General features: G+C 57.6%; 6 protein-coding genes and 1 pseudogene. 5 read left to right on the top strand and 2 right to left on the bottom strand.

The window, feature by feature from the left end:
- Positions 1 to 370: 370 nt before the first annotated feature.
- From gltB to eno, 5 genes are all read left to right on the top strand, one after another.
- Positions 371 to 4,813, top strand: a complete 4,443-nt coding sequence (gene gltB / locus BIS10_RS13700; RefSeq protein WP_253505977.1) for a glutamate synthase large subunit — start codon at positions 371 to 373, stop codon at positions 4,811 to 4,813.
- 32 nt (positions 4,814 to 4,845) lie between these two features.
- Positions 4,846 to 6,264 carry an FAD-dependent oxidoreductase gene (locus BIS10_RS13695; protein ID WP_253505975.1) on the top strand — a complete coding sequence of 473 codons (1,419 nt, stop codon included), beginning with the start codon at positions 4,846 to 4,848 and terminating at the stop codon, positions 6,262 to 6,264.
- Between the two features lie 333 nt (positions 6,265 to 6,597).
- The gene (locus BIS10_RS13690; RefSeq protein ID WP_253505973.1) at positions 6,598 to 8,253 is read left to right on the top strand and encodes a CTP synthase; all 1,656 of its coding nucleotides are present in this window, start codon (positions 6,598 to 6,600) and stop codon (positions 8,251 to 8,253) included.
- 10 nt (positions 8,254 to 8,263) lie between these two features.
- A complete protein-coding gene (kdsA, locus tag BIS10_RS13685) occupies positions 8,264 to 9,127 on the top strand; it encodes a 3-deoxy-8-phosphooctulonate synthase (protein WP_253505971.1) in 864 nt (287 codons plus the stop codon).
- Between the two features lie 68 nt (positions 9,128 to 9,195).
- A complete protein-coding gene (eno, locus tag BIS10_RS13680; protein ID WP_253505969.1) occupies positions 9,196 to 10,485 on the top strand; it encodes a phosphopyruvate hydratase in 1,290 nt (429 codons plus the stop codon).
- A 490-nt stretch (positions 10,486 to 10,975) separates the two neighbouring features.
- Here the strand turns inward: eno and fdxA are convergent, their stop codons facing one another.
- Positions 10,976 to 11,299 carry a ferredoxin FdxA gene (fdxA, locus tag BIS10_RS13675; protein ID WP_044628866.1) on the bottom strand — a complete coding sequence of 108 codons (324 nt, stop codon included), beginning with the start codon at positions 11,297 to 11,299 and terminating at the stop codon, positions 10,976 to 10,978.
- 193 nt (positions 11,300 to 11,492) lie between these two features.
- Positions 11,493 to 12,095, bottom strand: a pseudogene (locus tag BIS10_RS13670) (DNA mismatch repair protein MutS); the annotation flags it as partial.

The raw sequence follows: 12,095 nt of genomic DNA, 5'->3' as shown, positions 1-12,095 counted from the left end.
GGATAATGGAATCCGTATGCCTTATGCGCTATCGGCATGGGGTTTTGGCTTGTAATTAGACTAAAGTCTAACGGTTCGATTATGCCGTTAAAATATCGTTTCTTTTATTTGCAAGCCATTGAAGTGTAACTATTTTTTTGTTGAACGGTAATGCAAATACGGGATTTGGCGAGGGTTTTTGATGATTGGCGCGCGCCGGGCGATTGCGCTACGCGGTGGCAAATCGCTATGCTGAGCGACCATTTTCTTGCAGCAGCGGATACGGAAAATACCCTATTTTGGGCGGGTAACAAGATCCATAAAAAAAGAAAAACCCGCAATAATACCATAAAAACGCTGCTTACAAAATACGCTGACTAGAGGCACGCCCATGAATAGAGGTCTTCACCAGCCAGGCGAGTTTCGCGATAACTGCGGCTTTGGCCTTATTGCCCATATGGAAGGGCAGGCCAGCCACGACTTGCTGAAAACGGCTATTGAATCACTGACTTGCATGACCCACCGCGGTGGTATCGCGGCAGATGGCAAAACCGGCGACGGTTGTGGCCTGCTGCTGAAGATGCCCGCGCAGTTCATGCGTGCTGCTGCAAAAGAAGCGCTCGATGTGGAGCTAGGCGAGCGCTTTGCGGTGGGCTCGGTTTTCCTGCCGAACGACGACGCGCGTGCCTCCAAGGCAAAAGAGACCCTGGCCGCCGAGCTAAGCGCGCGTGGTTTGGACGTACTGGGCTGGCGTGTTGTGCCTACCGACTCGAGTGTCTGTGGCCCTATGGCGCTAGATTGCCTACCGCGCATTGAACAGCTGTTCGTCGCCCCCGGCAGCAGCGAAAACTTCGACGTTGATCTCTTCATGGGCCGCCGCTACGCCGAACAGGCGCTGCGCAGCGACGAAGACTTCTACGTGGCGTCGCTCTCCACCGAAGTGGTCTCCTATAAAGGCTTGGTGATGCCGGAAGATTTACCGGCGTTCTACAAAGACCTCAACGACCCACGTCTGGAAACCGCCATCTGCGTTTTCCACCAGCGCTTCTCGACCAACACGGCGCCGCGCTGGCCGCTGGCGCAGCCGTTCCGCCTGCTCGCGCATAACGGTGAAATCAACACCATTGAAGCCAACCGTGGCTGGGCGAACTCGCGTAAAGCGAACTTCGTTAACGAACGCCTGCCGGACATCGCCAAACTGGACGAAATCGTCAACACCACCGGTTCTGACTCCTCCAGTATGGACAACATGCTGGAAGTGCTGCTGACCGGCGGCATGGAACTGCACCGTGCCGTACGCATGATGGTGCCGCCCGCTTGGCAAAACGTCGAGACCATGGACGCCGAGCTGCGCGCGTTCTACGAGTACAACTCCATGCACATGGAGCCGTGGGACGGCCCCGCAGGCGTGGTGATGACCGACGGTCGCCAAGCAGTATGTATGCTGGACCGTAACGGCCTGCGCCCGGCGCGCTGGGTGATTACCAAGAACGGCTACATCACCCTGGCGTCTGAAATTGGCACTTACGGCTACAAGCCGGAAGACGTGGTGGCAAAAGGCCGCGTGGGCCCTGGTCAAATGTTGGCCGTGGACACCCAAACCGGTGAGGTGCTACACACCCAGGATATCGATGATCGCCTCAAGTCCGCTTACCCCTACAAGCGCTGGCTGAAGCAGGAAGCGAACTATCTGGAGTCGGCGCTGACCGAGCTGGCGCGTTTCCAAACCATGGATACCGACGCGCTGAACGTGCAGCAGAAGATGTTCCAGGTGACGTTTGAAGAGCGTGACCAAGTGCTGCGCCCGCTGGCGGAAAGTGGCCAGGAAGCGGTGGGCTCCATGGGGGACGATACGCCCATGGCGGTACTGTCGAGCCGTCCGCGTCTGCTCACCGATTACTTCCGTCAGAAATTTGCTCAGGTCACCAACCCGCCGATCGACCCGCTGCGTGAAGCGATCGTGATGTCGTTGGAAACCTGCTGTGGTGCCGAGCTGAACGTCTTCCAGGCGACGCCTGAGCACGCCCACCGCTTGATTCTGACAACCCCTGTGCTGTCGCCGCGTAAATTTACTGCGCTGGTGAACCAGGAAGATCCGGCGTTTACTAGCCATATTCTGCCGCTGGGTTACGACCCAGAGCAGACCAGTTTGCAACAGGCGATTACCGCGCTGTGCCAAGAAGCCGAAGCGCAGGTGAAGGCTGGCAAGGTCATTCTGGTGCTCACCGATGCCGAGCTGCCGAAAGGACAACTGCCCATTCAGGCGGCGCTTGCAGTAGGTGCGGTGCACTCTCACCTTGGCCGTTTAGCGTTGCGTCCTAACGCTAATATCGTGGTGGAAACCGGCTACGCCCGCGATGCCCACCAGATGGCCGTGCTGTTCGGCGTTGGTGCAACGGCTGTCTTCCCGTGGCTGGCCTACCAGGTCATGGCGGATATGCATCGCACTGGCGAGCTGACCGGCAACCCGGCGGATGCCCGCGAGAACTACCGCAAAGGCCTGCAGAAAGGGTTGTTCAAGATTCTCTCGAAAATGGGCATCTCAACGCTGGCGTCCTACCGTGGCTCGATGCTGTTTGAAGCGGTAGGCCTGTCGGATGAAGTCATGAACACCTGCTTTGTGGGCATGGCTTCGCGTATCCAGGGCACCGGCTTTGCTGAGCTTCAGCTTCAGCAAGAGCTGCTGGCCAAGGATGCATGGATTCCCCGCAAAGGGATCTCTCAAGGCGGTATGCTCAAGTACGTGCACGGCCACGAGTACCACGCCTACAACCCGGACGTAGTGAAATCGCTGCAAGCCGCTGTGCAAGAAGGCAGCTACGCCAAGTGGAAAAAGTTTGCCCAACTGGTCAACGAGCGTCCGGTGGCCACCATTCGTGACCTGCTGACGCTCAAGCCTTCTGAGTCTCCGGTGCCGCTGGAAGAGGTCGAGCCCATTGAAGCGCTGATTCCGCGCTTTGATAGCGCCGGCATGTCGCTAGGCGCACTGTCGCCTGAGGCGCACGAAGCGCTGGCACAGGCCATGAACGAGGCGGGTGGTCGCTCCAACTCCGGTGAGGGCGGCGAAGACCCCGCTCGTTACGGCACCATTCGCAGCTCGAAAATCAAACAAATCGCCTCTGGGCGCTTTGGCGTGACTCCGGCCTACTTGGTCAATGCCGAAGTGCTGCAGATCAAGGTGGCCCAGGGTGCGAAGCCCGGTGAGGGCGGCCAGCTACCGGGTGGTAAGGTCAATCAACTGATTGCCCGCTTGCGCTACTCGGTGCCCGGCGTCACGCTGATTTCACCGCCGCCGCACCACGATATTTACTCCATCGAAGACTTGGCGCAGCTGATCTTTGACCTCAAACAGGTCAACCCAGACGCGCAGGTCTCGGTAAAACTAGTCTCCGAGCCAGGGATCGGCACCATTGCGACCGGTGTCGCCAAAGCCTATGCGGATTTGATCACCGTGTCTGGTTACGACGGCGGCACCGCAGCCAGCCCGCTCACCTCCATCAAGCACGCCGGTTCCCCTTGGGAGCTGGGGCTGCCCGAGGTGCATCAGGCGCTGCGCATTAACGGCCTGCGGGACAAAATCCGTCTGCAAACCGATGGCGGTCTGAAGACCGGCCTCGACGTCGTTAAAGCGGCGATCCTCGGCGCGGAGAGCTTCGGTTTCGGCACCGCGCCGATGGTTGCGCTGGGCTGTAAATACCTGCGTATTTGCCACCTGAACAACTGTGCCACCGGTGTAGCGACCCAGGATGACTTCCTGCGTGGCGAGCACTTCCGCGGCACCGTGGATATGGTGAAAAACTACTTCCGCTTTATTGCTGAAGAAGTGCGCGAATTGATGGCCATGCTGGGCGTGCGTAAGCTCACCGACCTGATTGGCCGCACGGACCTGTTGGAAGTGCTGGAAGGCAATACGGCGTCGCAGCGTAAGCTGGACTTAATGCCGCTGCTGGCGAACGACTTCGTGCCTGCAGATGCGCCGCAGTTCTGTGAAGTGAGCCGTAACGTGCCCCACGACCCGGGTGCCAAAAACCAGGAAGTCTTGGCGGCGCTGAAAGAGGCCATTGAGTCTCAGTCTGGCGGCACGTTCGATTTTACCATCACCAACTGCGACCGCAGTGTAGGTGCGCTCACCTCCGGTGCCATTGCCAAGCGTTACGGTGAAGATGGCCTTGAGGCCGCTCCGGTCACCGCGCGCTTTACCGGCGTGGCGGGACAAAGCTTTGGCGTATGGAACGCTCGTGGCCTGAACCTCTACCTGGAAGGCGATGCCAACGACTACGTCGGTAAAGGCATGAACGGCGGCAGCATCGTGATCGTGCCGCCCAAGGTCAGCCAGTTCGAGAGCCATAAAACGGCCATTATCGGCAACACCTGCCTCTATGGGGCGACAGGCGGCACGCTGTTTGCCGCTGGTACCGCAGGCGAGCGTTTTGCAGTACGTAACTCGGGTGCGACGGCAGTAATTGAAGGTGCTGGCGACCACTGCTGTGAGTACATGACCGGTGGTTTGGTCTGCGTGCTGGGTGAGACCGGCGTTAACTTCGGTGCGGGCATGACCGGTGGTTTTGCCTACGTGTTGGATGAAGATCGTAGCTTCGTGGATAAGTACAACCACGAGCTGGTCGAGATTCACCGGGTCAACACCGAAGCGATGGAAGCCTACCGTCGCCACCTGCGGGAGATGATCGAGGCCTACGTGGCCGCGACGGGTTCCGCACGCGGTGCGGCGATTCTGGAAGACTTCAGCGACTACGCGCGCCACTTCTGGCTGGTGAAGCCAAAAGCGGCCAGCCTGGGTAGTCTGCTGGATCAGTCTCGGCGTCAGCCGCAATAACCGTCAGCGCCTACGCTTCGAGGAGAGAGATCATGGCCAACCGTTTAAATAACGATTTTCAGTTTGTCGACGTGGGTCGTAAAGACCCACAGAAAAAACCGGCGCACACCCGGGCCAAAGAGTTCGCGGAAATTTACGAGCCGTTCAAGCCCACCGATGCGGCGAGCCAGGCGCACCGCTGCTTGCACTGCGGCAACCCCTACTGCGAGTGGAAGTGCCCGGTACACAACTACATTCCCAACTGGCTGCAGCTGGTGGTGGAAGGCAACATTATTGAAGCCGCCGAGCTGTCTCACAAAACCAACTCGCTGCCGGAAGTGTGTGGCCGCGTGTGCCCCCAAGATCGTCTGTGCGAGGGTGACTGCACCCTGAACGACGGCTTTGGCGCGGTGACGATCGGCTCGGTGGAGAAATACATCACCGATACCGCCTTTGCCATGGGCTGGCGCCCTGATATGTCCAAGGTGGTGTGGACCGATAAGAAAGTCGCGATTGTTGGTGCAGGTCCTGCGGGCTTGGGCTGTGCCGATATTCTGGCGCGCAACGGCGTCAAGCCGGTGGTGTTCGATAAGTACCCCGAAATTGGCGGTCTGCTGACCTTTGGTATCCCTGAGTTCAAGCTGGAAAAGAACGTCATGGAGCGCCGCCGTGCGGTATTCGAGGAGATGGGCGTTGAGTTCCGTCTGAATACCGAAATCGGTACTGATGTCGAGTTCGAGACGCTGCTGCAGGAGTACGACGCGGTGTTCCTGGGCATGGGTACTTACAAGTACATGCAGGGTGGCTTCCCCGGTGAAGATCTGCCCGGCGTATACAAGGCGCTGGACTTCCTGATTGCCAACGTAAACCGCCGCTTGGGTTTCGAGAAAGACCCGAACGACTTTATCTCCATGGAAGGCAAGCGCGTGGTGGTGCTGGGCGGTGGCGATACCGCGATGGACTGTAACCGCACCTCGATTCGTCAGCGCGCCGCCAGCGTGACCTGTGCCTACCGCCGGGATGAAGAGAACATGCCGGGCTCGCGCCGTGAAGTGGCTAACGCACGGGAAGAGGGCGTCGAGTTCCTGTTCAACCGCCAGCCGGTAGCGGTAGTGGGCGAAGATAAGGTCGAGGGCGTGAAGGTAGTCCGTACGCGCCTGGGCGAGCCGGATGAGAACGGCCGTCGTCGTCCCGAAGTCGTGCCGGGGTCTGAAGAGATCGTTGCGGCTGATGCAGTCGTGGTGGCCTTTGGTTTCCAGGCAAGCCCGGCACCGTGGTTCGATAGCGCCAATATCGACGTCAACGAATGGGATCTTGTTAAAGCGCCTGAGCATGGCCAGTACGCCTTCCAAACCAGCAACGAGAAAATCTTTGCCGGTGGCGATATGGTGCGCGGCTCCGATCTCGTGGTCACCGCTATTTATGAAGGGCGTCAGGCCGCCGAGGGCATTCTGGATTACCTAGGCGTGTAAAGTGTGTATGTCATGCCGAACAGCACCAGGGGTAGGTCGTAGCGAGGGTCTTTTGTCATGGATGACAAAAGTAGCGCCCAGGGATGGGTTCACAGCGCCCTCGCGCAGACCTACCTCTGGGGCAACTGTGCATCGGCATCCTTTAGCCCGATCAATCGGCCTCCCACTGCTTATGTGCAGCCAGTAGCTAGGGTGGGAGGCAGCTTTAGCTCGTGACCGAGGCTGGCGCTGTTTCAGTTCAAATTGAGCCTTAAGGCGTACTCTGCTATTCTGTCGTCCCATCCTGGTGTGGCTTTCTGTTACGCCTTTTGATCACGTTTCGACAGGTTTTCCATGACACGATATATCTTCGTGACCGGCGGCGTTGTGTCCTCTCTTGGCAAGGGCATCGCGTCGGCCTCGCTGGCGGCGATTCTCGAGGCCCGCGGCCTTAAGGTCACCATGCTCAAGCTCGACCCGTACATCAACGTGGACCCGGGCACCATGAGTCCCTTCCAGCACGGCGAGGTGTTCGTCACCGAGGATGGCGCCGAGACGGACTTGGACTTAGGTCACTATGAGCGCTTTATTCGCACCAAAATGACCCAGGGCAACAACTTCACCACCGGCCGCGTGTACGAACATGTGCTGCGCAAAGAGCGCCGGGGTGACTACCTGGGTGGCACTGTGCAGGTCATTCCGCACATCACTGATGAGATCAAGCAGCGCGTCTACGCTGGAGGCGAAGGCTTCGATGTGGCGCTGGTGGAGATCGGCGGTACGGTCGGCGATATCGAATCACTGCCGTTCCTGGAGTCCATTCGTCAGATTCGCAGCGAGCTGGGCGCCAGCCGCGCCATTTACATGCACCTCACCCTGGTGCCGTACATCAAGACCGCTGGCGAAACCAAAACCAAACCGACGCAGCACAGCGTAAAAGAGCTGCGCTCCATCGGTATCCAGCCGGATATTTTGATTTGCCGCAGCGAAGTGGAGCTTGAGGAGAGCGAGCGTCGCAAGATTGCCTTGTTCACCAATGTGGAAGAGCGTGCGGTAGTGCCGCTGCAAGACGCCGACACCATCTACCGCATTCCGCTAATGCTTCACGAGCACGGCCTGGACGATATCGTCTGCGACAAGCTGCGCTTAGAAGCTGAGCCTGCGGATCTGTCGGAGTGGGTCAAGGTACTCGATGCCAAGCTGAACCCGCTGAAGTCGGTCAGCATCGCCATGGTCGGTAAGTACATGGAGCTGCTGGATGCCTACAAGTCGCTAAACGAAGCGCTGATCCACGCGGGTATTCAGGGCCGCATCAAGGTCAACGTCGACTATATCGACTCCGAAGACATCGAGCGTCACGGTACCGAGCGCCTGGCAGGCAAAGACGCCATTCTGGTGCCCGGCGGTTTTGGCGAGCGCGGTGTGGAAGGCAAGATTCTGACCGCCCAGTTTGCCCGTGAAAACAACATTCCCTACCTGGGTATCTGTTTAGGCATGCAGGTGGCGGTGATTGAGTTTGCGCGCAACGTGGCAGGCTGGAAGGATGCTAACTCCACCGAGTTTACTCACGATACCAAACACCCGGTGGTGGGTTTGATCACTGAGTGGATCAACGCCGAAGGCAAGATCGAACTGCGTGATGCGGCGTCTGACTTGGGCGGCACCATGCGTCTCGGCGGCCAAGTGTGCCACCTGGCATCCGGCAGTAAAGCCCGCGAAGCGTACGGTGCCGACGAAATCGTCGAGCGTCATCGCCACCGCTTCGAAGTCAACAACCAGTTCATTGATGATCTGGAAGCTGCGGGCCTGGTGATTTCGGGCAAGAGCGTCGATCAGTCGCTGGTCGAAGTGGTCGAGCTGGCGGATCACCCTTGGTACGTGGCGTGTCAGTTCCATCCGGAGTTCACCTCGACGCCCCGCGATGGCCATCCGCTCTTCTCGGGCTTCGTCAATGCCGCACTAGAGCACAAAACGGCACGCACCCGTGCCCACGCCGCACCTCAGGAATAAAGGGGGAAGCATGTCTTCTCAATCCCAATTCCCAGAGCATCACATCAACGTTGCCGGCTTAACCGCCGGCAATTCTTTGCCCCTCATGCTGCTTGGCGGCATGAACGTGCTGGAGTCGGCGGAGCTGGCCGATGAAGTGGCACAGGCCTACGTGAATGTGACGCAAAAGCTGGGTATGCCTTATGTGTTCAAGGCCAGTTTCGACAAAGCGAATCGCAGCTCGATCCACTCCTACAGGGGGCCTGGGCTGGAAAAAGGCCTGCAAATTCTGGCCGATATCAAGGCGCGCCATCACGTGCCCATCATTACCGATGTGCACGAGCCGTGGCAGGCAGCGCCTGCTGCTGAAGTCGCCGATATTATTCAGCTGCCGGCCTTTTTGGCGCGCCAAACCGATCTAGTGGTGGCAATGGCGAAAACGGGTGCGGCGATTAATATCAAAAAGCCGCAGTTTTTAGCTCCCCATGAAATGCGCCATATCCTCAACAAGTTTCAGGAAGCGGGCAATGACCGCCTGATGCTGTGCGAGCGTGGCACCAGTTTTGGTTATAACAACCTCGTCGTAGATATGCTGGGCTTTGGCGATATGAAGCAGACCGGTTACCCAGTGTTCTTCGATGTCACCCATGCTCTGCAGCGCCCCGGTGGCCGGGCGGATAGCGCCGATGGCCGCCGTGCCCAAGTGGCAGAGCTTGCTCGTGCGGGCGTGGCGGTTGGTTTGGCGGGGCTGTTTTTAGAAGCTCATCCAGACCCCGATAACGCCAAGTGCGACGGCCCCTGTGCGCTGCCGCTGGATCAATTAGAGCCATTCTTAACGCAGCTGTCGCAGTTAGACGCTCTGGTAAAAGGCTTCGATCCCTTAACCATCCGTTAATCGCGGCGTTAATCCGTGGTATACATTGGATCTTTCATCTATTAGACCGACAACCAAAGGATACTGTCATGACCAAAATTGTTGAAATCAGCGCGCTGGAAGTGCTCGATTCGCGCGGCAACCCGACCGTTCAGGCTACCGTGCGTTTGGAAAGCGGTGCCGTAGGCGTTGCCTGTGCACCCAGCGGTGCCTCCACGGGCTCCCGTGAAGCGCTTGAGCTGCGCGATGGCGACAAGGCACGCTACCTCGGCAAAGGCGTTTTAAAAGCCGTTGAGGCCGTGAATGGCAAGATCCGTGAAGCGTTGTTGGGAATGGATGCGCGGGACCAGCGCGGCTTGGACAACGCCATGCTGGATCTGGATGGCACGGATAACAAAGCGACCCTAGGTGCCAATGCGATTCTGGCTGTCTCTCTGGCGGCGTCCAAGGCCGCGGCAAACGCCAAGGGCGTGCCGCTGTACGCTCACATCGCCGAGCTATACGGCCAGCCCGGTCAGTACAGCATGCCGGTGCCGATGATGAACATTCTGAACGGCGGCGAGCACGCGGATAACAATGTGGATATCCAGGAGTTCATGGTGCAGCCAGTCGGCGCTGCGAACTTCCGTGAAGGCTTGCGTATGGGCGCGGAGATTTTCCACGCACTGAAAAAAGTGCTCTCTGCCAAAGGCCTCTCTACGTCGGTCGGTGATGAAGGCGGCTTTGCGCCGAACCTGGCTTCCAACGCGGACGCCCTGGCGGTCATCAAGCAGGCCGTTGCCGATGCGGGCTACACCTTGGGCAGCGACGTCACGCTGGCACTGGACTGCGCCTCTTCCGAGTTCTACAAGGATGGCCAGTACAACCTCTCTGGCGAAGGCAAGAGCTACGACGCCGAAGGCTTTGCGGACTACCTAGCGGGCCTGTGTGCCGACTACCCGATCGTCTCTATCGAAGATGGTATGGACGAGTCCGACTGGGCGGGCTGGAAAGCGCTGACCGATAAGCTGGGCGATAAAGTACAGCTGGTGGGTGATGATTTGTTCGTGACCAACACCAAAATCCTCAAGCGCGGCATCGACGAGCAGATTGGTAACTCCATTCTGATCAAGTTCAACCAGATTGGCTCGCTGTCGGAAACCCTGGATGCGATCAAAATGGCTCAGGATGCTGGCTTCACGGCGGTCATTTCCCACCGTAGCGGTGAAACGGAAGATACCACTATTGCCGATTTGGCCGTAGGCACCTGTGCTGGTCAAATCAAGACCGGTTCGCTGTGCCGCTCTGACCGCGTGGCGAAATACAACCGTCTGCTGGTCATTGAAGCCGAGCTTGGCGATGTAACCTACCCAGGTTTGAAAGCGATTAAAGGCCAGTAAGCACAAAAGCAGCACCTATGCGTAAGAGATCTCTCAATTTTTTGTAAGAGATCTCTTACAGATGCCGACGACATTCGCTCGGATTGCTGTAAGAAAAAACGAAATTCTTCACTAATCTTAATTTAAGTGATTGAATTTTATGATTTTTTTGAAATTAGGCGAGCCATTCAGGCTCGCCTTTTGCGTTTTGAGCTTGCTTGAGAACTTGGGCTGTTCTGCCACAATGCATTCAGGACAAGGGGAGGCAAGGATGCTTCAGGCAGGATGCAACGGGATGCAAGCAGGTGCGCCGGGTGATACAGAGATGTGAGTCCTGGCAAGGAAGTAGCCTGAGGAGGTTGACACAGGGAGTGGTCAGAGGAAGTGCTTGGAGCGGGCGACCTACGGGTCGCCTTTTTTTTTATGCGCGTTTTCTGCACGGCGGCTTTTCCAGCCAATAAAAAACCAGCGCGAACGCTGGTTTTTACGCGGCTTGTCTTGCCAGGAGCACTTAACGCTCTAGTTTTTCCAGCTTACCGGTTTTTCCGTCCCACTCTTCGGCGTCGGGCAGCGGGTCTTTCTTCTCAGCGATATTGGGCCACACTTCGGCCAACTCCGCGTTGATCTCGATAAACTGCTCTTGGCCATCTGGCAGCTCATCCTCCGAGAATATTGCCTCAGCAGGACACTCTGGCTCACACAGCGCGCAGTCGATGCACTCGTCCGGGTGAATAACCAGGAAATTGGGGCCTTCGTAGAAACAGTCGACTGGGCAAACTTCCACACAGTCAGTGTATTTGCATTGGATGCAGTTCTCGGTAACGACAAACGTCATCTTGCTATCCCTCTTGCGAGACCGAGAAGTCTCCCGGTCGTGGTCAATCGTGAATGGTTATAAATCAGCGGTTTTTTATAAGATAAAAAGTATGGGCGACATTCTAGTGGTGCCCTTACCCGGCGGCAAGCGCTCGCCGTTATCCGTTGATGCGATTACGGCCGCTTTTTATACCCTTTCTCTATAGTTCCCTTCATAGCAGCTCGCGCCACTGATACAGCAACGCCAGCGCTTCACGGGGCGATAAATCGTCGATATCTGCCTTACTAAGCGCCTCTACTACCGGGTGGGGCGCACTGGCGAAGAGATCGTTCTGCTGCGGTGCACTCATATTAGGCGTTGGGTGCTGCTGCTCGTCCACATCCCGCTGCTCTAACATCATCAGCTTTTCACGGGCGCGGCGAATCACGTGGCTAGGTACCCCCGCCAGCTGTGCCACCTGCAAACCGTAGCTTTGGCTTGCCGGACCTGCTTCGATCCGATGCATAAACACAATGCCGTCGCCGTGTTCGGTGGCGGTCAGGTGAATATTGGCAACCCCCTCTGTTTGCTCAGGCAGCGCGGTCATTTCAAAGTAGTGAGTAGCAAAGAGCGTTAGCGCTTGGGATTTGGCTAAGTGCTCAGCGCTTGCCCAGGCCAAGGAAAGCCCATCGAAGGTGCTGGTGCCACGGCCAATCTCATCCATAAGCACCAAACTGTGCTCAGTAGCATTGTGCAGGATATTGGCGGTTTCGGTCATTTCTACCATGAAGGTAGAGCGCCCGCCCGCTAGATCATCTGACGATCCGATCCGGGT

This window comes from Halomonas sp. 707B3 (assembly GCF_024158645.1).
GTDB lineage: Bacteria > Pseudomonadota > Gammaproteobacteria > Pseudomonadales > Halomonadaceae > Vreelandella > Vreelandella lionensis.
This window is presented reverse-complemented; position numbering and strand designations above follow the sequence as displayed.